This is a genomic window from Pantoea sp. MHSD4, from assembly GCF_021043305.1.
Taxonomy (GTDB): domain Bacteria; phylum Pseudomonadota; class Gammaproteobacteria; order Enterobacterales; family Enterobacteriaceae; genus Pantoea; species Pantoea eucalypti.
Window position 1 is genome coordinate 251,233 of the sequence record NZ_JAJNDH010000003.1, and the last position, 22,525, is coordinate 273,757.

Genomic DNA, 22,525 nt, shown 5'->3' on the forward strand with positions numbered 1-22,525 from the left:
TAGCTACGGCGACGGCCATTGATGAAGAAAAATGGCTGATAAGCGTTGAAACTAGCGATTTTCCTGCAAAAAGACAAGTTTTCACAGGCGTACTAAGCGTGATCATCATTAGATATCTGGTTCGGGAAACGCTCAAAAGCCAGCTGGCTATCCTGTTTATCCTGTTACTCATCTTCTTTTGTCAGAAGTTAGTCAGGATCCTGGGTGCCGCGGTGGATGGCGAAGTGCCGACAAACCTCGTTCTGACATTGTTAGGACTCGGTGTGCCTCAAATGGCACAACTTATACTGCCCTTAAGTCTGTTTCTGGCAATTCTGATGACGCTGGGGCGTCTCTACACGGAAAGTGAAATTACCGTGATGCACGCCTGCGGCCTGAGTAAAGCCGTCCTGGTGAAAGCCGCGATGATATTGATGCTGTTCACCTCCGTGGTGGCAGCGGTTAATGTCATCTGGCTGGGACCATGGTCATCCCGTTATCAGGATGAGGTGACACAGAACGCCAAAGCCAATCCGGGTGCGGCAGCCATGGCCGCCGGACAGTTCCAGACCTCCGGCGACGGCAGCGCCGTGCTGTTTGTCGAGAATGTGAAGGGCAACAACTTTGGTAACGTGTTCCTGGCGCAGTTACGGCCAAAAGGCAACGCGCGCCCTTCGGTGGTGCTGGCTGACAGCGGCCACATGGAACAGCGTAAAGATGGCTCGCAGGTGGTGACGCTGGATAAAGGCACCCGCTTTGAGGGCACCGCACTGCTGCGTGATTTCCGTATTACCGACTTCACCAACTATCAGGCGATTGTGGGCTATAAAGCGGCAACGCTTGACCCTAACGATTCAGAGCAGGCGAGCCTGAGCGACCTGGTCGCGAATAAAACACCTGATTTCCAGGCTGAGCTGCACTGGCGTCTGACGCTGGTGTTCGCGGTGCTGGTGATGGCGCTGATGGTCGTGCCGCTCAGTGTGGTGAATCCACGTCAGGGGCGCGTGCTGTCAATGCTGCCTGCGATGCTGCTCTATCTGATCTTCTTCCTGCTGCAGAGCTCGCTTAAATCGAGCGGGGCGAAAGGGCGGCTCGATCCGGCGCTCTGGATGTGGGTAGTGAATATCAGCTATCTGGTGCTGGCGGTGCTCCTTAACCTGTGGGATACGGTGCCGATGCGTCGGATTCGCGCCCGCTTTACCCGCGGAGGGTCGGTCTGATGTTTCGCGTACTTGACCGCTATATTGGTAAAACCATCTTCAATACCATCATGCTGACGCTGTTCATGCTGGTGTCGCTGTCCGGCATCATCAAGTTCGTGGACCAGCTGCGTAAAACCGGCCAGGGCAGCTACAGCGCGCTGAGCGCCGGTTATTACACTCTGCTGAGCGTGCCTAAAGATATTGAGATTTTCTTCCCGATGGCGGCGCTGCTGGGGGCGCTGCTGGGACTGGGCGCGCTGGCGCAGCGCAGTGAGCTGGTAGTGATGCAGGCGGCGGGCTTTACCCGTATGCAGGTGGCGCTGTCAGTCATGAAAACGGCGATTCCGCTGGTGCTGCTGACCATGGCGATTGGCGAGTTTGTCGCGCCGTCGGGCGAGCAGATGGCACGTAACTACCGGGCGCAGCAGCTTTACGGTGGTGCACTGGTCTCGACGCAGAATGGTCTGTGGGCGAAAGATGGCAATAGCTTCATCTATATTGAGCGCATTAAAGGCGACAACGAAATTGATGGCGTCAGCATCTACAATTTCAATGACCAGCGTCGTCTGCAGAGTGTACGTTACGCGGCGACGGCCACATGGGACAAAGACAAAAAACGCTGGTTGCTCTCCCAGGTCGATGAGTCGAACCTCACCGATCCAAAGCAGATTACCGGTTCACAGAGTCTGACTGGCGAATGGAAAACCAATCTGACGCCAGATAAGCTGGGTGTCGTCGCGCTGGATCCAGACGCATTATCGATTCGCGGTCTCCATAGCTACAGTAAATATCTGAAGCAGAGTGGTCAGGAAGCGGGAAGATATGAGCTGAATATGTGGAGCAAAATCTTCCAGCCGCTGTCCGTCGCGGTGATGATGCTGATGGCGCTGTCATTTATCTTTGGTCCGCTGCGCAGCGTGTCGATGGGTGTGCGTGTCGTCACCGGTATCAGCTTTGGCTTCCTGTTCTACGTGCTGGATCAGATTTTCGGCCCGTTAAGCCTGGTTTATGGCTTGCCGCCGATTCTGGGCGCAATTCTGCCGAGCTTTGCGTTCTTCGCGATCAGTATGTTTATGTTGATTAAGCGGCGCTAACAGTCAGCCGCAAAAAGGCCGCCTCTCAGGGCGGCCTTTTTCATGGCACGCACCCTGTGCCATTTCAGTCATCCCGCAGTGTCATAAATCCCTTCATTAATGCATCAACGCATCCAGTCGTTTATCACTGCACCATACAGCGTTTCCGCTTCTGCTAACCGGGTCAGCAGGCAATACTCATCGGTCTGATGTGCCATTGAGGGCTCGCCGGGACCCAGGATAATACAGGGCGGCGTGCCCAGCGCGGGCAGCAGTAATGATGCATCGGTAAAGTAGGGCACAATGCGCGGTGTCAGCGGGGCGTCATGTAATGCCTGACAGTGCTGATAAACCGACTGAATCCAGGCCTGATTCTCTTCGCTCAACACCGCTGGCAGATCCACCAGCGTCGTCACCGTGACGCTCTCTCCCAGTAATGTTGTCAATTGCTGACGAATTGCTGCGTGATGCAGATTGGGCGCGCTACGGATATCCACGTCAAACTGCGTACGATCGGGCACGGAATTAATGTTCAGACCGCCGGCAATGCGTCCGACGTTAATGGTTGGCTGCTTCATCAGCGGATGAGGTGCGCCGGGTGAGAAGTGCTGAATCTTGCCCAGTGCCTCCGCCGCCAGATAAATGGCATTAATACCCAGCTCAGGCATCGCGCCGTGCGCTGTTTTGCCCCGGGTTTCACAGCGTAGCCAGAGTGCGCCTTTGTGGCCGATAACCGGATAGTTGCTGGTAGGCTCGCCGACAATCAATGCGCCAACCTCGGGCAGGTCGGTGGTATCAATCAGTGCTTGCGCGCCGTCGCACCCCGTCTCTTCCCCGCCTGTGATCAACAGGACAACCCCCGACCCTTGCTGAATTGCCGGCTGGTGCGTCACGCAGGCGACGGCAAAGGCCGCGACGGCGGCCTTCATGTCACTCGATCCCCGCCCATATAGCCTGTCGCCCACAACTTCCCCAAACGGATCGTACTGCCAGTCGGCGTTGCCGAGAGGAACCGTATCCAGATGGCCGGTAAACGCTAACTTCGGTCCAGGCAGGCTGCCAGGCAGGCTGGCAATAAGGTTCAGGCGGTTTTCACCGAAGGTCGACAGGGTGACGTCGAAGCCACGCTGCGTCAGCCAGTCTGCCAGGAACTGCATGCAGGCTGCTTCATTGCCCGGGGGATTAATGGTGTCAAAACGCAGCAGTTGCTGCGCCAGTATCAGGCTCTGGCTCATTCGCCACGCACCGTTAACCAGTCCAGACAGTTGATCCACAGCTGGCGATAACCCGGCCACTGTGCAAATTCCTGCGGCAGCCAGTGCGCCGACATATCACTGGTCCAGACCAGTGAACGGCCCTGCTGATATTCGCGCACTGCCAGCAGCGGATGTTCCGTGCCGGCAATGGTCGCCAGCAGTTTGCCTTCAGGGTGCATTTCCACCTCGTTATAACCCAGTAACCATGGCCATTCGTGGGGGATATCACTAAATAGCGGGTGAGATTCCGTGACGCTGGGATAAGCCCCTTCAGGCGTTTCAATGCGGTCATCCCAGGCCAGGCAGCGCACTGGTAAGACTTTCTCCACGGCCGTGTTGCGATAGCGCGCACCGCCATTGATACCCTGAAAACTAAAGTAGCCGCCAATCATCATTAGTGCGCCGCCTGCGGCCACATAGTCGTGGATCAGTGTCAGGCGGTTCGCTGTGCGCTGGCTCTTTAGCCAGGTATCCGGGTGCAGCAGCAACGTATTCGCACCGATGTCGGACAGAATGATCGCGTCCCACTGCGAAAGCCCATCAGGCGTGAGTGGAAACTCGGTGGCGGCAGCATGAGCGGGCATGTAGGTGATGGCATAATCACTGTCGGCCAGCGCTGCCATAAAGTCGGTTGCGCCATTATGCCAGGTAGCAGTGGCAAACTGATCGAAGCCTTTGACGTGAACGGACGTGCTGGTCCAGGACTCACCGACCAGTAAAATTTTCTTCTGCATTACGGTTCTCCCTTACCCACCAAAAACGCGCTGTGGGTTAGCAATCAGTAAGGTTTCAAGTTGTTCGCCGCTGACGCCATGGCGTTTCAGGCGCGGAACAAAATGTTTAAGGATGTAGCCATAGCCATGACCGCCGTAGCGGGTCAGCATGGTTTTCAGGAACACGTCCTGCGACAACAACACCTGTTCAATAAAGCCGTCATCAATCAGCTCGCGAATGGCGCGGGCATTCTCCTCATCGGACGGCGACTGCGCAGATTCATCGGCGTAGTAATAACTCATGCCGATCATGTCGTACTCTAGGAAGGCTCCGCGCTCTGCAAGCTCGCGCTGGTAACGCTTATCCGCAAAGCTGGGGTTCATATGGCACAGCACGACATGGCGCAGGTCAGCCCCTTCTTCTTCAAGAATATCCAGGACACGATGACCCAGACGCTCCCAGCCGGGCAGATGCACCTCAATCGGCACATTTGTCGCAGCGCTGGCGCGGCCTGCAGCCCGCAGGGATTTCTCTTCATTGGGGGTAAAGCGGCTGGAAACGCCGATCTCACCAATAAGACCTGCCAGCACGTCGGGTTTATCTTCTCTGCCGCCCAGGTCGTAAATCAGCTTGTCGGTCAGTGCTTCAATGCTGATCGTTTTCATCCAGTCCGGATGTGACGGTTCCAGATACAGCCCGGTGCTCATGATGATATTCAGCCCGGTCAGGCGCGCGATCCGCTGCAGGGCTTTGGGATCGCGGCCAATGCCGATATTCGTGGGATCCACCACCGTATCGCCGCCCAGCGCCCGGAACTTCATCAGCTCTTCAATCGCCAAATCCACATCAAACAGCTGACAGTTGTCGCGGCTGATAAGCGGGTTGAGTGACAGTTCGCCCAGGTTTTCAATGCTGACCGGCATTTCCGCCAGATGACGATCGCCGCAGCAGCAGGGCGGCACCCATTTGCCTGAGGCATCCAGCAGGATATGTTCGTGCATCAGCGTTACGCCCATTTCACTCACCGGCAATGGGCCGAGCACGGTCATCACATAGCCGCTACTGATACCCAGTGGCAGCGGATCGGGATGGCGAAAAATAGAATGTTTCATGCGCTATCCTTTCGCCGCCGACCGCGTCGGGTTGAGAATGCGGGTGTTCAGCCAGATGGCCAGCAGAATAATCGTACCGGTGGCGATCTGCGTATAAAACGGGGAGATATGCGACAAAATCAGGCCGTTCTGGATGATGGCAATCGACAGCGCGCCTAACAGCGTGCCAACAACGGTGCCGAAGCCGCCGAACAGGCTGGTACTGCCCAGCACCACCGCAGCGATGACCTGCAGCTCAAAGCCTTCGCCCTGGTTAGAAGAGCCGCTGCCCAGGCGAGCAGTGATGATCATGCCCGCCAGCGCCGCCGCCATACCGCTGATAATGTAGACTTTCATGGTGACGGCTTTGGTATTAATCCCGCTACGGCGCGCACCTTCTGCATTTGCGCCAATGGCCGTGACATAGCGACCAAAACGCATATGGTTCAGCACGATATGGCCGACCACCAGCACCACGATGCCAATCAGCGCAGGCATCGGCACACCCAGCACCCATGCGCGTCCCATAAAGGCGAACAGGCTGTCAGCGGGGATGGGAATGGAGTAACCCTGAGTGATCAGCAGCGCCACGCCGCGCACCACCGCCAGCGTCGCCAGCGTGACGATAAAGGCAGGAATGCCTTCATAGGCGATAAAAAAGCCGTTGATAGCACCGACCAGCGCACCCAGCAGCAGGCCGCCCAGCAAGACCACCGGCCAGGGCAGGCCCCAGTTATTCAGGGCGATAGCGGACAAGGCGCCGACAAGGGCCAGTGTTGACCCCACGGAAAGATCGATCCCACCCGTGGTGATCACCAGCGTCATTGCCGTGGCGACGATCAGTAATGGCGCACTCTGACGGATGATATTCAGCCAGTTAGCGCTACTGAGAAAGTTGCCGGTGATCAGGGAAAACACCACGCAGCAGAATACGAAAAACAGCGCGATGCTGACTACGCCAGAGTGGTTATGCAGAAGGCGACGCGGCAGCGAGTGCTGTGCCATACGGGAACTGCTCAGATTCATAATAGTCATCCTGTTACCTCGCTCAGTGCGCTGCGGCCGAGCGGGCGACAAATTTTTCACCCACGATCAAATTGACGATCTCAGTCAGGTCCGTATCGGCCACCCGGCGTTCCGCCACGTTGGTGCCCTCGTACATCACCATGATGCGATCGCAGACCAGGAACAGATCCTGCAGGCGATGAGTGATCAGGATGACGCTCACGCCACGTGCTGACACCCGGCGGATCAACTCCAGTACCGCCTCCACTTCGGCGACGGCCAGCGCGGCGGTAGGTTCATCCATGATCAGCACTTTGGGATCGAAAGCGGCCGCGCGCGCAATGGCAATCGCCTGGCGCTGCCCGCCGGATAAATTGCGCACCAGCAGCCGGGTGTCCGGGATAGAAATCCCCAGCCCTTTCAGCATCTCCCGTGCATCAGCGTGCATTTTCTCTTCATCCAGAAACGGAATGCCGAGAATGGACTTCATCGGCTCACGTCCCATAAACAGGTTGCCTGCCACATCGACGGTATCGCACAGCGACAGGTCCTGATAAACCATCTCGATATGGCAGCGGCGAGAATCCGCCGGGTTACTGAAATGCTGGTCCTCACCATCAATACGAATCGTACCGCTGGTTGGCACGACAGCCCCTGACAGCACCTTGGTCAGGGTCGATTTGCCCGCGCCGTTGTCGCCCACCAGCCCCAGCACTTCACCTTTAGCCAGTTGCAGGTTTACGCCGCGAAGCGACCGTATCGCGCCGTAGGTCTTGGTAATATTCACCATCTCTACCCGTGTCTGGGCAGTTTGTGCTTGCTGCATGTGATTACTCCCATCACCGCTAACAGGACTGTCAATCTGCATGTAAAAGGGTTATCCGGCACGGTTTACACCCTTGTAAACCGGTTTACCTGCAGGATAAAACCTTTGTCTCAACACACAGAACAACACGCTACAACGATATTTGTTTGCCAGGTACGACATTGCAGCTTCCGTGCCAGCCTGTGAACAGGCGCTACACTCGCGGTCTAACTAACTGTAATAAAATGCATTTAACATTTTACTTTAGGTAAACCGGTTTACTTACTATAAACCTGAGAAATTAAAAAGCTCATTATTTGCGCCAAAGCTGTGCGCTTTTGCGCCATTCTGGGACGTTGTTAACAAATTTGGATCGAGTCACGCGCCACCCACTCTACCGGCAGGCGGGTTTCGGCGGGGATCGACAGGTCATCATTCAGAATACGCAACATAATCTCTACCGCCGTGCGGCCCAGCTCCCGTGCGGGCTGGCGGATGGTTGAAATACGGGGTAGGGTGAAGTCGGCATAGGTCGCGTCATCAAAGCCAACCAGCGACAGCGCTTCGGGTGCTTTGAGTCCGCGCGCGCGCAGGCCATCCATCAATCCCAGCACGAGAAAATCACTGGCAGCAAAGACGGCGGTAGGGCGCTCAGCGCAGCTAAACAGCCGTTCCAGCGCCTGTTTACCGAACTCGCGCTGGTATTCGCCATACATCACCCATTCAGGCAGGACATGCAGGCCAGCCTGCTCCATGGCGGTGCAAAAGCCCTGGTAGCGTTCACGCACACTCATCAGTTCATCCGGACCGCCGACAAAGGCAATGTGCCGGTGACCTGCGGCGATCAGGTTTTCGGTAGCAATCCGGCCTCCCTGAACGTTGTCGGCAAAGACCTTAGGCACCACGCTACCCGGAATATCTTCATCCAGCAGCACGATGCGCTGGTGGCGGTTAATTTCTTTACGTAACAGGCCGTTATCAGGATGGTTGGTGGTAAACAGCAGGCCGTCCACCTGGCAGGTATCCAGCCAGCGGATAAACTGACTCTCTTTGCCAGGGTGGTTTCGGGTAATGCAGAGCACCAGGCTGTAGCCATGGGCAGAGGCGGCTTCTTCGGCGGCATCCGCCAGTTCGGCAAAGAAGGGGTTGGTAATATCGGGTAGCACCAGCCCCAGGGTTTCACTGCCGCCCTTGCTCAGGCGACGAGCCAGGCTATTACCGCGATAATCCAGCTGGCGAATCGCCGCTTCAATGCGGTCGATCGTCTCCTGCGGCAGGATAATGCTTTGATTCATATAGCGGGAAACGGTCGCTTTTGACAGTCCGGCCAGCGCTGCAACATCGGATAACAGCACCCGTTTTTTACTCATATCATCTGCCATCTTGCCCGGAATCGGCTATCAGTAACACAGTTGCGCGCAGCGAATACAGTTTTTTCCCTGACCGCTGACGATAAAATAATCGCTTGACAAAATTTAAGCAGAAGCGAATGTTAGAGGCAGTTTACCGCATTACCCGGGAGTCACTCCCAAGCCCGATTACTCTCTTTCATACGTGCACCATAATGGACGGTGTGCAGAAAGTCGATTATTCAGGTCCTGGCTGAAGCAGCCATTCAGACGATATTTGCCCGCCAACAATAATCCCTCTGCATTTCGATGCGGAGATCGACTGGTTATCTCTCATTCCCGACGAGGAATTTTAAGATGATGGCATTTAACACCAGAAAACTGCGCGCTGTTGCACTGGCAACCGGCTTACTGTCTGCGGGTTCGTTATTTTCATTGGCGCAAGCCGCTTCCACATATGCGCTGGTTCAGATTAATCAGCAGGCCCTGTTTTTTAATCAGATGAACAAGGGCGCCCAGGAAGCAGCGAAAGCAAGTGGTAAAAATTTAGTGATCTTCAATGCCAACGATAATCCCGTGTCGCAGAACGATGCGATAGAAAATTATATTCAGCAGGGCGTGAAGGGCATTATGGTGGATGCAATTGACGTCAACGGCATTATGCCAGCCATAAAAGAAGCAGCGGCAGCTAAAATACCGGTGATTGCCATTGATGCGGTATTACCAGCGGGGCCGCAGGCAGCACAGGTGGGCGTGGATAACCTGGAAGGCGGCAAAATTATTGGTAAATATTTTGTCGACTACGTGGCGAAAGATATGGGCGGCAAAGCGCGGCTGGGCATTGTGGGCGCACTGAATTCGGCCGTACAGAACCAGCGTCAGAAAGGGTTTGAAGAAACCATCAAGAGCAATCCGGGTATCACCGTGGCGGATGTGGTTGATGGTCAGAACGTGCAGGATACTGCGATGACAGCAGCAGAAAACCTGATTACCGGTAACCCGGATTTAACGGCTATCTACGCGACCGGTGAACCCGCTCTGCTGGGTGCGATTGCTGCCGTTGAAAATCAGGGGCGCCAGAAGGAAATCAAAGTCTTTGGCTGGGATCTGACCTCAAAAGCCATCAGCGGCATTGATGGCGGTTATGTCACGGCCGTGCTGCAGCAGGATCCGAAAAAGATGGGTGAAGAGGCAGTAAAAGCGCTGAACGCGCTTACGTCGGGCAAAACGGTGGCAAAAACCATTCTGGTGCCGGCCACAGTGGTAACCAAAGCTAACGTGGACAGCTACCGCGCGATGTTTAAGTAATCGCTGACTCGCCGCCTGACTGGAGCAGTGCGGCGAGCTCTTCTGCAGTGGGAAAGGCCTGACGTGTGCCATAACGGCTGACGGTCAGCGCAGCAGCCTGACTGGCATGCGCGAGTGCTAATGCATCAATGTCACCCTCGCGCAGGATCGCGGAAGCCAGCATCACGGCCAGAAAAGTATCGCCTGCGCCGGTGGTATCTACTGCATCGGCGGGGTGCGCCGGGCAGAATATTCGCTGGTCGCCCTGAGTGAGCCAGACACCTGCACTTCCGAGCGTAGTCACCACTGTGTTTACTGCGTCGGGCTGTAACTGTTGCGCTTCGTGCTGATTGACCACGGCGATATCCACCAGCGACCAGCATGCGGCAAAACCGGCGTGCACTGGCGAGGGGTTAAAGACGGTAATCAGTCCCTGGGACTTAGCCAGACTGAACAGCGCATGGGTTTTCTCAGGGGAGAAATTGCCCTGCTGCACCAGCAGATCGCCCGGACGCGCGCTGGCAAGATGGTGGCGAAGCGTATCAATATCCAGCGCCTCGGCCGCCGTCTTACTGGTAATAATGGCGTTATCGCCATCGGCGCTGTGCAGAATAAGTGAGGTGTCGCTCAACGCGGTAATGGACTGCGTGGGCAATAACGTCACGGGCTCGTTCATGAGCTGCTGACGGATCCATTTTCCATTGCTGTCATGACCGGTCGCGGCAAGTAAACAGGTCTCGATGCCGCAGCGGGATAATACGATCGCCTGGTTCGCGCCTTTGCCGCCGATATCCTGCGAACGTTGATAACCGTGAACAGAGGCGCCCTTAGCTGGAATATCGGTAACAGACCAGGTTTCATCGACAGTAATATTACCAGCCACATAAACACGCATAGTGTTTTCCTGAACAGGATTAAGAAGCGATGGTTGCTATATCAGCAGAAAAAATTGATGCAATACAAGCGATATTTTCCCGTCCTAAAGCTGTTATTGGTGTTATTCACTGTGACCCTTTTCCGGGTTCGCCTAAATATCGCGGTAAACCCGTCAGCGCGATAATTGATCGAGCATTACGTGATGCGGAAAACTATATTCTGGGCGGCGTTCACGGCCTGATTGTGGAAAATCATGGCGATATTCCTTTTTCCAAACCTGAGGATATCGGCCCGGAAACGCCGGCGCTGATGGCGGTGATTACGGAAAAAGTACGCGAACGTTTCGGCGTGCCGCTGGGTATTAATGTGCTGGCGAACGCTGCATTACCTGCTTTTGCCACCGCGCTGGCGGGCGGGGCGGATTTTATCCGCGTCAATCAGTGGGCCAATGCTTATATCGCCAACGAAGGTTTTATTGAAGGGGCTGCCGCGAAAGCGCTGCGCTACCGCAGCCAGCTGCGCGCCGAACATATTCGGGTGTTTGCCGACAGTCACGTTAAACACGGCAGCCATGCGATAGTGGCCGATCGCTCCATTCAGGAACTGACACGCGATGTTGATTTCTTTGAAGCAGATGCAGTTATCGCCACCGGACAGCGCACCGGTGACAGCGCCACACTGGAGGAAATCGACGAGATCCGCGCCGCCACCACCTTACCCCTGCTGGTGGGGTCGGGCGTCACACCCGCTAACGTCTGCCAGATTCTGGGCCGCACGCAGGCCGTAATTGTGGCCAGTGCACTTAAGGTGGATGGTGTCTGGTGGAACGATGTGGATCGCGAGAGGGTAAAACACTTTATGGCGATCGCACAGGCTGCGCTGGATCCGGCTTAACCACCGTTTATCACCTGGCGCAGACCACAAAAAACCCTGCTGATGAGGCGTAATGCTTGTCAGTTAAGCTTTTAAGAACGCCGCAGCGGGTAACGCTGCGGTTTCTTTTTTACCGCCCGCGGATAATGCTTCTTTAAGGATTTTCACTCAGCCACTGGATCGTTCAACCGATCATTTCTGTCTTAACTGATCGGCATTACGCGAAAGCGGCCTTTTTAGTTGGCTAACCGTGCCAGCTCAGGGAGCATACGTTTATTAGCCGTCTGCGAATGACGGTTTCAGCCGCTTTTCTCTATACCCACAGGCTGTTTATGCTTAGCGCCGGGTGGTCTCCAAAAGTGTCCTGATAAGTTGTTCTCTGCTGAGTGCGACACAATAGGCGGGTGTCGCACGCTCGAAACGCCAGCCTTCCGCTAACGCGCCCGCATCCACCGCATCAAACCCAAAGGCATCATAAAGCGCCGTGACGATAGCCTTTCCTTCGCTGTCATCTCCCGCCAGCGGTAGCGCCTGACGGTTCGCATCGCCCGGGGGCAGGCCCTGGGTTTCCAGATCGGTCATGCGGATGGCATTAAATGCCTTGGTGATCCGGCTGCCGGGAAACTGGCGGGCAAGCCGTTCACTGGTGCTGATGCCACCACTAAGTAGCTCTTCGATGTCGCCATCGCGGTCGGGATAGTAATTGACCGCATCAAGCACGATTTTTCCCCGTAACTCCGCTGCCGGAAGTTGCTCAGTTGCCGTGAGCGGCACAGCGATCACGACCACTTCGCCGAAGTTTGCAGCCTCGGTGGCAGTACCGGTTTCGCAACCAATCATCGGTTTCAGACTGAACAGCGTTCGTGGATCACGCGAGTTGCTGAGCATCACCTCATGTCCCGCTTTAATTGCCAGTTTTGCTATCGCCCGGCCAACAAAACCTGCGCCAATAATGCCTATTTTCATGGGTTGTTCCTCAATGAGTTTTCACGTCCTGACCTTAATTAAAAACAGGAGGTGAATAAACCGACAAACGGACGCAATATAAACAACCAACAGGAGGGAATCATGGATCGACTTACCAGCATGAACGTATTTGTTACCGTCGCGGAATCAGGTTCGTTTGCCGCCGCCGCCGGGAAATTGCTCATCTCACCGCAAATGGTGGCGAAGCATATCGCGGCGCTGGAGAGGCATCTCGGCACGCTACTTCTGCATCGCACCACGCGACGACAAAGCCTGACGGATGTGGGCCGCAATTATTACGAACGCTGCAAAATCGTGCTGGCAGACGTGCAGGAAGCAGATGCAATTGCGCTGGATATGCAGCAGCGTCCGTCCGGTACGCTAAAGGTCAGCGCGCCGGTCACCTTTGGTTCTTTTAGCCTGGCACCGTTTGTCACCCGCTATCTTGATCGGTTTCCTGATACGCAGGTTGATCTTGAACTCAGCGATCGGCTGGTTGATCCGTTTGAAGAGGGATATGAGGTGGTGATCCGGATTGGTGCGCTGCCCGATAGTTCGATTATCGCCCATCCGTTGCAGCCCTATGAGCTGATAGCCTGCGCGTCACCCGCCTATCTGGCGCGGCACGGTTTTCCTGCCACGCCAGCAGATCTGGAGAACCACGCCTGTCTCGTTTATGGGATATGGTCGCCTTCAAAACCCTGCCGCTGGGTGTTTACTCAGGCCGGGAAAGTCGAAGAAGTGCATCCGCAGGGAAGAATGCGATCGAATGACTGGAAAGCGCTCCTGCACGCAGCGCTGGAGGGCTACGGCATTACCCTGGGACCCGCCACCATTCTGTCTGAAGAGATCAGGCTGGGCAGGCTGGTCCAGGTGCTGCCCGATTATGCCGGGCCAGCACGTCCCATGCATGTGCTAATCCCAGCGGGCCGTCGCCAGACGGTGAAAATCCGCAGCTTTGTTAAGGCCATCATCACCGGGTTTGGCCTCTATCCACCTGCATCCGGCTAAACCAGGCGGTTAGCGGCTCAGCAGCGGGATTAACTGGGGTAGCTGCGACAGCAGATAGAGAATCAACCCGATGGTGCCGCCCACCAGCGTGCCGTTGATGCGGATGAACTGCAGGTCTTTGCCAATGTTCAGCTCGATCTGCTGCGACATGTCGCGTGCATCCCAGCTCTTGACGGTGTCGCTGATGTGACGCGTCAGGAAGCTGGCAAACTCCGGCGCCACGCTGCGCGCCGCCTGCTCCAGATGCTGATTCATTGAGTCCCGCAGCGCCGGGTCGGCCGCCAGGGTTTCACCCAGCCACATCGCGGCACCGCGTACTTTCTCCTGCACCCGCGAATCATCACTGCTGAGATCGGCTTTGAGCCAGTTGCGCATGTCATTCCACAGCTCGCCGATATAGCGGTTGAATGAGGCATCCTCTTTCAGCCAGCCTTTGATCTCTTCGGCGCGCTGGGCCATTTCCGGATCGTTCTGCAACTTAACGATCAGCTTGTCTACCGCCCGGTTAAAGCCGAGACGCAGCTCATGGCCCTGATCCAGAGCCACATCATCCAGCAGCGAATCGACCGCGTTTGCCACCAGCTCGGCGCTGTGTTCACCCAGCCATTCGGTCGGCAACATTTTGGCTTTGATCGGATGCTCGCGTTTCAGCCAGCGTACCAGCTGCATGGCAATAAACTCGCGGGTCGCGGGTTTATGCAGCAACTTCAGCAGCTGTTCGATGGCCGCATCCAGCAGCGCCTGATGACGGTTATTTTTGGTCAGGCTCTCCAGCACCATGGCGCTGGTCTGGCTGAGGTCGACCTTGTCAATCGCACGATGCACGGCGCGGCGCATAAAGGTCTGGATCCGCGCGTCATCGGTCAGATCGAGGAAACCACGCATCACCTGCAGCAGATGGCGGCCGATGCGGTCCGCGTTGCCCGGCGCATTCAGCCACTGCGCCAGCAGGTTTGAAGGATCGTGACGGCGAATGAGATTCAGCAGTGAATCGGTATCAAGAAACTTCTCCTGCACAAAGCGCCCGAGGTTCTCGCCGATACGATCTTTGTTGCGCGGGATGATGGCGGTATGGCGTGAGATAAAGGGCACCGGCACGCGCCGGAACAGCGCCACCACCGCAAACCAGTCCGCCAGTGCGCCGACCATTGCGGCCTCCGTAATCGCTTTGACGCCGCTGACCCAAAAGCCAGGAGGCAGAAAAAGGGTGACGATAAAAGTGGCTGCGGCGAGCAGTAACAGCAACAGTGCCAGACGTTTCGTCCGTTTCAGTTCGTATTGTTTATCCATAACCTGATCTTAGCAGAGAGCCGGGTTCATCGGCGACGGCCACCCAGCAGGCTGCCGAGTACCCCACGAATGATCTGACTGGTGATCTGGCGGGTGGCGCTTTTCGCCATGGTTTGCACCACACCGTCGTGCTTACCGCCGCGCGGACCGGTTCGGCCAAACAGGATCTCTTTCAGACCACCGATAATGCCATCGTCTGCCGCAACCTCGTCGCCTTTGGCTGGTGGTGCACCGGCTTCATCGCTGGCGGCCTGGACGCCTTTTTGCAGCTTTTCAAATGCCGATTCGCGATCGATTTCAGTATCATATTTGCCATACAGCGGCGAATGGTTGATTAAGCCGTTGCGTTCATCGCCGGTAACCGGACCCATGCGCGAGCCGGGCGCAATCACCATGGCGCGTTCCACTACCGACGGGCTGCCTTTGGCATCCAGGAAGGATATCAGCGCTTCGCCGGTGCCCAGTGCCTGAATCGCCTCAACACTGTTAAATGACGGGTTGGCACGCAGGGTGTCGGCGGCGGTTTTTACTGCTTTCTGATCTTTGGGGGTGAAAGCACGCAGGGCATGCTGCACCCGGTTGCCGAGCTGCCCCAGCACCCGATCCGGAATATCTCCTGGGTTCTGGGTGACAAACCAGACGCCGACGCCTTTGGAGCGGATGAGCCGCATCACCTGTTCGATTTTCTCCAGCAGCACCGCGGGTGCATCGGTAAACAGCAGATGGGCCTCATCAAAGAAGAACACCAGCTTTGGCTTATCGAGATCGCCCGCTTCCGGCAGATGCTCATAAAGCTCCGACAGCAGCCACAGCAGGCTGGTGGCATAGAGTTTTGGCATTTGATAAAGCTTCTCGGCGGAAAGGATGTTGATCACCCCTTTGCCATTGCTGTCGACGCGCATCCAGTCGGCGATATCCAGCATCGGTTCACCAAAGAAGTGTTCCGCGCCCTGTTGCTCCAGCGTCAGTAATCCGCGCTGGATCGCGCCGACCGAGGCGCTGTTGATGTTGCCGTAATGCGTCTGGAAACTTTTGGCGTTGTCACCAATGTACTGAGTCATGGCGCGCAGATCTTTGAAATCCAGCAGCAGCAAACCCTGGTCATCGGCGATGCGGAAAATAATCTGCAGCACGCCGCTCTGTACTTCATTGAGGTTCAGCAGACGCGCCAGCAGCAGTGGCCCGAGATCGGAGACAGTGGCACGCACCGGATGACCTTTCTCGCCGAAGATATCCCATAGCACCACCGGACTGCTTTGCGGCTGCCAGTCGGTGACGCCGATTTTCGCCAGCCTCTCCTGCAGCTTTTCGCTGGACTGGCCCGCCATTGCCACGCCGGTCAGGTCGCCTTTGACGTCGGCCATAAAGACCGGCACGCCACTGGCAGAGAACGATTCGGCCAGCTTCTGCAGCGTGACGGTTTTACCGGTACCGGTTGCGCCGGTGATCAGGCCATGGCGGTTGGCCATTTGCGGTAACAGATGAAGTTCGACATCTGGCGTACGGGCAATCAGTAGCGGGGAAGTCATGATTTTCCACTCTCAGGCTGAAGGTTATGCCTGAAGGATAGCAAGCCAGAGCGGCACAGGAGGAGAACTATTCACCAAAAAAGCCGTTGCTGCGTGAAGCAACGGCCTCAAACCAGGACTTACTTCTGCACCTCTTCAAAATTCAGCAGGCTGACACCGATGCCCTGCTGCAGGTGATTAAGGTTGCTGCGTACCGCCACCTGGACGGCACCCTGTAGCAGCACAACAAAGGGTGAATCCTGCTGAATGCGGGTTTGCAATCCGGTATAGAGGTTGCGGCGTTTCACAGCATCGCTTTCACCAGCGGCGGCGCGGGTCTGGGCGCTGAGTTCCGGAATGGACCAGCCGACGCGCCATGCCAGGGTTTTACCGCCGTTTGGCACGTTAGAGGCAAAGGTACTGGCATTACTGTTAGGGTCGATGTAGTCCGCGCCCCAGTAGGTGAAGATTGCCTGAAAGTCGCGACTGCGCATTTTGCTCCACAGCTCTGATTCCGCCACCGGCTGGATATCGAGATTCACATCCGCTTTGGCAAAACTCGCCTGCAGCGCCTGCGCCACATCAATATAAGGCGGCTGGTTCACTACCGTGAGCGCGATATGCGTGCCGGGTTTAATGCCGCCTTTTTGCAGTATCGCCTGCGCCTTTTTCAGATCGTAATGGAACGGCGTGCTGTTCAGCGCACCGTCAAAGCCGTCCGGCAGGAAGCTCTGATGGATGCGGTACTGACCTTTCAGCAACTGGTTTGCCAGGCTGTCATAGTCAACCAGCCAGCGTGCCGCCTGCCACAGCGCCGGGTTCCCCAGCGCCGGTTGCTGCGGACTTTGGGTGTTAAAGCCAAGGTAATAGATCAGGCTGGACGGAAAAGCATCGACCCGCACATTGGCAGTATTTCTCAGTGCGGCAATTTGATCCGGGCCGAGCTGACAGGCGACATCCACATCACCCTGCTGGAGCAGCAGACGCCGGGATCCGGGATCGGCCACACCTTTCAGTAATACGCGCTTCAGATGCGGCTTCTGCGTGCTGTGGGGGTTGGCCTCCAGCACCAGCGCCTGCAGCGGCACAAACTGTTTTATGGCATAAGCCGCACTGCCAGCGGAGTGGTTCTTCAGCCAGGCATTGCCGTAATCGTTGCTGCTGGCGTGTTCCTGCGCCAGTTTACTGTCGACGATGGAGGCGACCGGCGCGGTAAGCAGGCGCAGCGCCAGATCGCTGCCGATCTCCGCGGGCCAGCGCAGCTCAAACTGGTGGTCATTGATCACCGTGAATTGCTGATCGATATTTTCCGGCGTCCAGCCAAACTCGCCCAGGATAAAAGAGGGCGCTTTATTGAGTCTGACGGCGCGGGTTAAGGAGAAAACAACATCCTGCGCGGTGAGCGGATGACCGCTGGCGAAATGAGCCTGCGGGTTGAGGTCAAACACCAGGCTGTGGGGCGTTTTCCCGGCCTGCCAGCGTGTGGCAGCCAGTGGCGAGAGCTTCTGCGGGTTCTGGTGATCCGGCTCCAGCAGCGTCTGGTAGATATTGCGCAGGCTGCTATTACTGACGGTTTCAAAACTTTCCGCCGGATCGAAACTGATGATGCCATCGAGTGGCACAGCGACCACCAGAGTGTCAGCAGGCGTGGCGGCATGTGCCGGGTGAACCAGTGCCAGAGCAGTAACCAGTGACAAGAGTGTTTTGCGCATTGAGCATTATCCTGAGCCGTTGATTGCTCTACTCTATCGGGCGCCTGATAATCTCAAAATGCCGGTTTGTTATGAGCTTTGCACAAATATTTGCGCAGCGATTTGGGCAAAGAGACAAAATAAGATAGTGTCTGTCAGTAATTATTTCGTCGTTACTTTAAAATGCACAAAATTAATACGCTTTTACTCATGCGATCACAAATTGCGCACTGTCTGATTGTGCGGCTGATAAAGCCACTATAGTGTTAACGATCAGAAACGCTTTTCTTGTATGGAAGTATGATTTTTTTTTATCGGTTAGCAGACGTGATGATGACAGAGTGAAAATAACACCCTCCATTCTGCGTCGAATCAGCCAAATACCCGATGTTTATGCGGTTTTATCCCCGATTTCAGCGATGTAAATCTTTTACCTCTCGATAACCCTTCTGCAACACCATGATAAACTTTCACTTCGACATCTTTTTAATTCAATTTTTACATTCAGAAATATTTATATCCCTAATATTGCCAGGTTATTAACCGATAAGTTCCGTTAGTCACCGAACCATAATTTTACCCGCCCTTGTCTGTTTTGCCGTCGTCAGTGCTGTATGCATTTATCTCTGTGGAGAGTTTCCTGACTCTATTCAGCCTTTCAGCGACATAACAAATTAAACGGGTATTTAGCAGATGAGAGTCGTGCGGATATGCTTTTAGAAAAACCCACCACCAGGCGTAAATTTTTGCTCGGTTCACTGCTGGCGTTGCCATTAAGTGAGCTGGTCCTGAAAGGCATGACTGCGGCACAGGCTGCAGAGATGGCTGCACCCGAGTTAACCGATTACAAACCGATCTTTTTCAGCGCCGATGAGTGGCAATTCATTCTGGCTGCTACCGACCGCCTGATTCCGGCGGGCGGCAAAGGCAAAGCGCCGGGCGCGCTGGAAACCAACGTGCCAATCTTTATCGATCAGCAGCTGCACAGCGAGGCGTTTGGCAGCGAAATCTACCTGCAGGGGCCTTTTAATACCCAGGCGCCGGCCACCATGGGTTATCAGATTCCGTTCCGCCCACAGCAGATGTATCAGACCGGTATCCGGCTGATTAATCAGTGGTCGCAGAACACACATCAGAAAGCGTTTCATGCACTGACGCTGGAAGAGAAAGATGCGGTGCTGACCCAGGTCAACAAAAACGAGATCGATTTTGCCGCGCTGGGCGAAGCCGATCTTAAACCTTCCCATTTCTTCAGCCAGCTGCTTTCAGATACCAAGCATGGCTACCTGGCCGACCCGATGTACGGCGGTAATAAAGGCATGAAAGCCTGGATCGCCATCGGATTCCCGGGCGCGCGTGCCAGCTTCACCGAATGGGTGAAACAGCACAACGTGCCTTATCCGCTGGGCCCGGTCAGCATCAAAGGTGAACGCGCATAACGCGCTTCCACATCAGGTATTTGAAACAGGATTATCATGGCACAGGTTACTAAAAAAGAAGTCGACGTCGTGGTCTGCGGCCTCGGCTGGGCAGGCTCGCTGATGAGCATCGAGCTGGCGCTGGCCGGTCTGGACGTGCGCGCGCTGGAGCGTGGCGGCGATCGTGATTACGACGAGTTCGCCTATCCAAAACCGGCGGATGAATACGCCTATGCAGTGCGCAACAAAGTGTTTGCAACGCCCGCCGAAGTGGCGGTCACCGTACGCTACAACAGCAGCCAGACCGCATTACCCACCCGTAAATGGGGCGCGTTTGCACCGGGCACCGGCGTAGGTGGTTCTGGCCTGCACTGGACAGCGGTACTGATCCGTCCGACGCCAACCGATATCAAACTGAAGACCTATGTCGACGAGGCGTATAAGCCGGGCATTCTGCAGGATGATATGCGGGTAATGGACTTCCCGTTCAGCTGGGAAGAGATCGAACCTTATTACTACAAATTCGAACTGATTTGCGGCCAGTCGGGCAACACCGGCAACCTGCGCGGCAAAATCATGGAAGGCGGCGATCCGTTTGAAGGCCCGCGCTCTGAGCCTTATCCGCTGCCTGCACTGGATGACACGTTAAACAACGTAATGTTCAAAGAGGTGGCGACCAGACTCGGTTACCATCCGTTCCCGAACCCGTCAGCCTGTGTGTCGCGTGCATGGAAAAACCCGTACGGCAACCAGATCGCCCCATGCAACTACTGCGGCTACTGCAGTAAATATCCCTGCCTGAACTATTCCAAAGCATCGCCGCAGACCGCAGTCATGGATTCGCTGAAGCGCATGCCGAACTTCTCGTATGAAGTCAACGCAGAAGTGATCAAGGTGGTGCTGAACGATGATAAGAAAACCGCGAAAGGCGTGATCTACATCGATGCGCAGGGCAACGAGTGCTTCCAGCCCGCGAAAATTGTGGTGCTGAGCAGCTTCCAGCTCTACAACGTGCGTCTGATGCTGCTCTCCGGCATCGGCAAGCCTTACAACCCGATTACCGAAGAGGGCGTGGTAGGGCGTAACTACGCGTTCCTGTCGAACGGCGGCGCGACGCTGTTCTTCAAAGATAAAAACTTCAATCCGTACGCCACCGCGGGTGCCACCGGCCAGATGTTTAACGATATCTCGCCAGGCAACTTCGACGGTCCTTCGCTCGGCTTCCTGGGCGGTGCGAAGATTCACAGCTCCCAGGCGACCGGTACGCCAATCAGCACCGCGCTGCCAAAAGGCACGCCATCCTGGGGCATGGGCTACAAGGAAGGTCTGGAAGAGTGGTACGGTCATTCGATGAAGATCAGCATCACCACCACCTGCCAGTCTTACCGCGATATCTATCTGGATCTCGATCCCAACTACAACGATCACCGTGGTCTGCCACTGCTGCGCATGACGTTTAACTGGAAAGAGAACGAGCTGAAGCTGCAGCAGCATCTGAAAGGCATCGTCGGCAACATCGCCAAAGAGCTGAACCCGGACAGCATGAGCATGAGCTTCCTGCCAATGGGCGCGGATTTCGATCTCACTAAATATGTCTCAACCCACAACGTGGGCGGCGCGGTGATGGGCGATAACCCGAAAACCTCGGCGCTGAACAAATATCTGCAGAGCTGGGATGTGCATAACGTCTTTGTGCCGGGCGGTAATGCCTTCCCGCAGAACTTCCAGGCGAACCCGACCGATACCATCGGTGCAATTACCCTGATGGCGGCGCAGGCGATCAAAGATCACTACCTGAAAAATCCCGGCCCACTGGTACAGGCATAAGCGCATGAATAAGCTGAAACTGAAGTCTTTTATTTTTGCCAACGCGGTGCTGCTGGCCAGTGGATTTGCGCTGCCGGCTCACGCCGAAGATGAAGCGCAACTGATTAAGCAGGGCGAATATCTCTCCCGGCTGGGCGACTGCATGGCGTGCCACTCACTGCCCGGCAAGCCTGCTTATTCAGGCGGACTGGCGATTGAGTCGAACCTCGGCACCATCTTCTCCACCAACATCACGCCCGATAAGCAGCACGGTATCGGCAACTACAGCGAGCAGCAGTTCGCTGACGCGGTACGCAAGGGAGTGCTACCGGATGGATCGCATCTCTATCCGGCGATGCCATACCCTGATTACGCCAAAATCAGCGATGCTGATATCCATGCGCTCTACGCCTATTTCATGAAAGGCGTGCAGCCAAGCGCAGAACAGCCGCCGGAAACCGATCTGAGCTTCCCGTTCAGCCAGCGCTGGGGCATGCGGTTCTGGAACTGGGCGTTCGCGTCTGACAAGCCGTTCCAGCCGATTGGTGGCGCGTCAGCCGAGGTTAACCGCGGTGCCTATATCGTGGAGAGTCTGGGCCACTGCGGCAGTTGCCATACGCCGCGCGGTCTGGGCATGAACGAGAAAGCGCTGGACAGCGGTGATGATAAATTCCTGGCAGGCGGCAGCCTGAACAACTGGGATGTGCCGTCACTGCGCGGTGTGCCGCACTGGAGCGAGCAGGAGATCGTGGATTACCTGCAGACCGGCCGCAACGATAAAGCGGCAGTGGGCGGTGAGATGACCTCGGTGGTTGAGCACAGCAGCTCACACATGACCGATGCCGATCTGAAAGCCATCGCGGCCTACCTGAAGTTCCTGGGCGGCAATCCGCCATTGCAGGCGTTCAGCGTACAGGCGCAGCAGGCAACGGAAGCGAAGCTCACGGCGGCGAAGAACCTCAGCGAAGGGGAGCGTCTCTATCTGGATAACTGCGGTGCCTGCCATTTCGTGACCGGCAAAGGCGCACCCGCGATCTTCCCGGAGCTGGATGGGGCAACCATCGTGAATGCGAAGGATCCAACCGGTCTGATCCATACCATTCTGGCCGGTGCGCAGCAGCCTTCTACAGCGAAAGCACCGTCTACGCTGGCGATGCCGGGCTTTGCCCAGCGTCTGAGCGATGATGAAGTCGCGCAGCTGGCGACTTTTATTCGCCAGGGCTGGAGCAACACCGCGCCAGCGGTGAGTAAAGATCAGGTTGCTGAGGTGCGTAAAACGCTGAAGTAATCAGGCAGTCCCCTCTGCCAGTCAGGAGAGGGGACAT

General features: G+C 56.0%; 19 protein-coding genes. 8 read left to right on the forward strand and 11 right to left on the reverse strand.

Annotated elements, in window-relative coordinates; all coding sequences use genetic code 11:
- The first annotated feature begins 98 nt into the window (after positions 1-98).
- Positions 99-1,199 carry an LPS export ABC transporter permease LptF gene (lptF, locus tag LQK91_RS11650; RefSeq protein ID WP_033762289.1) on the forward strand — a complete coding sequence of 367 codons (1,101 nt, stop codon included), beginning with the start codon at positions 99-101 and terminating at the stop codon, positions 1,197-1,199.
- Positions 1,199-2,275: an LPS export ABC transporter permease LptG gene (gene lptG, locus LQK91_RS11655; RefSeq protein ID WP_033762287.1), complete on the forward strand. Its 1,077-nt coding sequence runs from the start codon at positions 1,199-1,201 to the stop codon at positions 2,273-2,275. Before lptF ends, lptG begins: the two co-directional genes overlap by 1 nt.
- Positions 2,276-2,379: 104 nt before the next feature.
- On the opposite strand, the gene LQK91_RS11660 is transcribed toward lptG, so the two are convergent.
- The 6 genes from LQK91_RS11660 to LQK91_RS11685 form a co-directional block, all read right to left on the reverse strand.
- Positions 2,380-3,489 carry a M20 family metallopeptidase gene (locus LQK91_RS11660; protein ID WP_105099512.1) on the reverse strand — a complete coding sequence of 370 codons (1,110 nt, stop codon included), beginning with the start codon at positions 3,487-3,489 and terminating at the stop codon, positions 2,380-2,382.
- The gene (locus LQK91_RS11665; RefSeq protein ID WP_105099513.1) at positions 3,486-4,244 is read right to left on the reverse strand and encodes a glutamine amidotransferase; all 759 of its coding nucleotides are present in this window, start codon (positions 4,242-4,244) and stop codon (positions 3,486-3,488) included. Before LQK91_RS11665 ends, LQK91_RS11660 begins: the two co-directional genes overlap by 4 nt.
- 12 nt (positions 4,245-4,256) lie before the next feature.
- On the reverse strand, positions 4,257-5,336 hold the full coding sequence (locus tag LQK91_RS11670) for a phosphotriesterase family protein (RefSeq protein WP_008925458.1): 1,080 nt from the start codon (positions 5,334-5,336) through the stop codon (positions 4,257-4,259).
- A 3-nt stretch (positions 5,337-5,339) separates the two neighbouring features.
- A complete protein-coding gene (locus tag LQK91_RS11675; protein ID WP_164913091.1) occupies positions 5,340-6,341 on the reverse strand; it encodes an ABC transporter permease in 1,002 nt (333 codons plus the stop codon).
- 22 nt (positions 6,342-6,363) lie between these two features.
- Positions 6,364-7,110 carry an ATP-binding cassette domain-containing protein gene (locus tag LQK91_RS11680; RefSeq protein WP_003850984.1) on the reverse strand — a complete coding sequence of 249 codons (747 nt, stop codon included), beginning with the start codon at positions 7,108-7,110 and terminating at the stop codon, positions 6,364-6,366.
- 374 nt (positions 7,111-7,484) lie between these two features.
- The gene (locus LQK91_RS11685) at positions 7,485-8,507 is read right to left on the reverse strand and encodes a LacI family DNA-binding transcriptional regulator (RefSeq protein WP_008925461.1); all 1,023 of its coding nucleotides are present in this window, start codon (positions 8,505-8,507) and stop codon (positions 7,485-7,487) included.
- A gap of 324 nt (positions 8,508-8,831) precedes the next feature.
- Between LQK91_RS11685 and LQK91_RS11690 the strand changes: the two genes are divergently transcribed.
- The gene (locus tag LQK91_RS11690; RefSeq protein WP_003850981.1) at positions 8,832-9,782 is read left to right on the forward strand and encodes an ABC transporter substrate-binding protein; all 951 of its coding nucleotides are present in this window, start codon (positions 8,832-8,834) and stop codon (positions 9,780-9,782) included.
- On the opposite strand, the gene LQK91_RS11695 is transcribed toward LQK91_RS11690, so the two are convergent.
- Complete coding sequence (locus LQK91_RS11695) at positions 9,775-10,656, reverse strand: PfkB family carbohydrate kinase (RefSeq protein ID WP_078804815.1); 882 nt, start codon at positions 10,654-10,656, stop codon at positions 9,775-9,777. The two genes, LQK91_RS11690 and LQK91_RS11695, sit on opposite strands and share 8 nt — an antisense overlap.
- Before the next feature lie 29 nt (positions 10,657-10,685).
- Here LQK91_RS11695 and LQK91_RS11700 point away from each other — a divergent pair, with 29 nt between their 5' ends.
- Complete coding sequence (locus tag LQK91_RS11700) at positions 10,686-11,531, forward strand: BtpA/SgcQ family protein (RefSeq protein WP_003850977.1); 846 nt, start codon at positions 10,686-10,688, stop codon at positions 11,529-11,531.
- Positions 11,532-11,846: 315 nt separating this feature from the next.
- Here LQK91_RS11700 and LQK91_RS11705 read toward each other — a convergent pair whose 3' ends face one another.
- Complete coding sequence (locus LQK91_RS11705) at positions 11,847-12,476, reverse strand: NADPH-dependent F420 reductase (RefSeq protein WP_003850975.1); 630 nt, start codon at positions 12,474-12,476, stop codon at positions 11,847-11,849.
- Positions 12,477-12,578: 102 nt separating this feature from the next.
- Between LQK91_RS11705 and LQK91_RS11710 the strand changes: the two genes are divergently transcribed.
- Positions 12,579-13,487: a LysR family transcriptional regulator gene (locus tag LQK91_RS11710; RefSeq protein WP_003850972.1), complete on the forward strand. Its 909-nt coding sequence runs from the start codon at positions 12,579-12,581 to the stop codon at positions 13,485-13,487.
- Positions 13,488-13,496: 9 nt separating this feature from the next.
- Here LQK91_RS11710 and LQK91_RS11715 read toward each other — a convergent pair whose 3' ends face one another.
- The 3 genes from LQK91_RS11715 to LQK91_RS11725 form a co-directional block, all read right to left on the reverse strand.
- A complete protein-coding gene (locus LQK91_RS11715; RefSeq protein ID WP_003850970.1) occupies positions 13,497-14,777 on the reverse strand; it encodes a DUF445 domain-containing protein in 1,281 nt (426 codons plus the stop codon).
- 26 nt (positions 14,778-14,803) lie between these two features.
- Positions 14,804-16,306, reverse strand: coding sequence for a helicase HerA-like C-terminal domain-containing protein (locus tag LQK91_RS11720; protein ID WP_003850968.1), 1,503 nt, complete (start codon positions 16,304-16,306; stop codon positions 14,804-14,806).
- 119 nt (positions 16,307-16,425) lie between these two features.
- Complete coding sequence (locus LQK91_RS11725; protein ID WP_003850967.1) at positions 16,426-17,997, reverse strand: ABC transporter substrate-binding protein; 1,572 nt, start codon at positions 17,995-17,997, stop codon at positions 16,426-16,428.
- Between the two features lie 689 nt (positions 17,998-18,686).
- Here LQK91_RS11725 and LQK91_RS11730 point away from each other — a divergent pair.
- Genes LQK91_RS11730 through LQK91_RS11740 form a run of 3 tightly spaced genes read left to right on the forward strand, consistent with a single transcriptional unit; the run spans position 18,687 to position 22,488 of the window.
- A complete protein-coding gene (locus LQK91_RS11730; RefSeq protein ID WP_008925470.1) occupies positions 18,687-19,415 on the forward strand; it encodes a gluconate 2-dehydrogenase subunit 3 family protein in 729 nt (242 codons plus the stop codon).
- Positions 19,416-19,451: 36 nt separating this feature from the next.
- On the forward strand, positions 19,452-21,221 hold the full coding sequence (locus tag LQK91_RS11735; protein ID WP_033762281.1) for a GMC family oxidoreductase: 1,770 nt from the start codon (positions 19,452-19,454) through the stop codon (positions 21,219-21,221).
- Between the two features lie 4 nt (positions 21,222-21,225).
- On the forward strand, positions 21,226-22,488 hold the full coding sequence (locus LQK91_RS11740; RefSeq protein ID WP_105099514.1) for a c-type cytochrome: 1,263 nt from the start codon (positions 21,226-21,228) through the stop codon (positions 22,486-22,488).
- Positions 22,489-22,525 lie beyond the last annotated feature (37 nt).

Coding starts and splice junctions, on each gene's coding strand:
- lptG (WP_033762287.1), top strand. CDS start 1,199: ATGTTTCGCGTACTTGACCGCTATATTGGTAAAACCATCTTCAATACC.
- LQK91_RS11660 (WP_105099512.1), bottom strand. CDS start 3,489: ATGAGCCAGAGCCTGATACTGGCGCAGCAACTGCTGCGTTTTGACACC.
- LQK91_RS11665 (WP_105099513.1), bottom strand. CDS start 4,244: ATGCAGAAGAAAATTTTACTGGTCGGTGAGTCCTGGACCAGCACGTCC.
- LQK91_RS11670 (WP_008925458.1), bottom strand. CDS start 5,336: ATGAAACATTCTATTTTTCGCCATCCCGATCCGCTGCCACTGGGTATC.
- LQK91_RS11675 (WP_164913091.1), bottom strand. CDS start 6,341: ATGAATCTGAGCAGTTCCCGTATGGCACAGCACTCGCTGCCGCGTCGC.
- LQK91_RS11680 (WP_003850984.1), bottom strand. CDS start 7,110: ATGGTGAATATTACCAAGACCTACGGCGCGATACGGTCGCTTCGCGGC.
- LQK91_RS11685 (WP_008925461.1), bottom strand. CDS start 8,507: ATGGCAGATGATATGAGTAAAAAACGGGTGCTGTTATCCGATGTTGCA.
- LQK91_RS11690 (WP_003850981.1), top strand. CDS start 8,832: ATGATGGCATTTAACACCAGAAAACTGCGCGCTGTTGCACTGGCAACC.
- LQK91_RS11695 (WP_078804815.1), bottom strand. CDS start 10,656: ATGCGTGTTTATGTGGCTGGTAATATTACTGTCGATGAAACCTGGTCT.
- LQK91_RS11700 (WP_003850977.1), top strand. CDS start 10,686: ATGGTTGCTATATCAGCAGAAAAAATTGATGCAATACAAGCGATATTT.
- LQK91_RS11705 (WP_003850975.1), bottom strand. CDS start 12,476: ATGAAAATAGGCATTATTGGCGCAGGTTTTGTTGGCCGGGCGATAGCA.
- LQK91_RS11710 (WP_003850972.1), top strand. CDS start 12,579: ATGGATCGACTTACCAGCATGAACGTATTTGTTACCGTCGCGGAATCA.
- LQK91_RS11715 (WP_003850970.1), bottom strand. CDS start 14,777: ATGGATAAACAATACGAACTGAAACGGACGAAACGTCTGGCACTGTTG.
- LQK91_RS11720 (WP_003850968.1), bottom strand. CDS start 16,306: ATGACTTCCCCGCTACTGATTGCCCGTACGCCAGATGTCGAACTTCAT.
- LQK91_RS11725 (WP_003850967.1), bottom strand. CDS start 17,997: ATGCGCAAAACACTCTTGTCACTGGTTACTGCTCTGGCACTGGTTCAC.
- LQK91_RS11730 (WP_008925470.1), top strand. CDS start 18,687: ATGCTTTTAGAAAAACCCACCACCAGGCGTAAATTTTTGCTCGGTTCA.
- LQK91_RS11735 (WP_033762281.1), top strand. CDS start 19,452: ATGGCACAGGTTACTAAAAAAGAAGTCGACGTCGTGGTCTGCGGCCTC.
- LQK91_RS11740 (WP_105099514.1), top strand. CDS start 21,226: ATGAATAAGCTGAAACTGAAGTCTTTTATTTTTGCCAACGCGGTGCTG.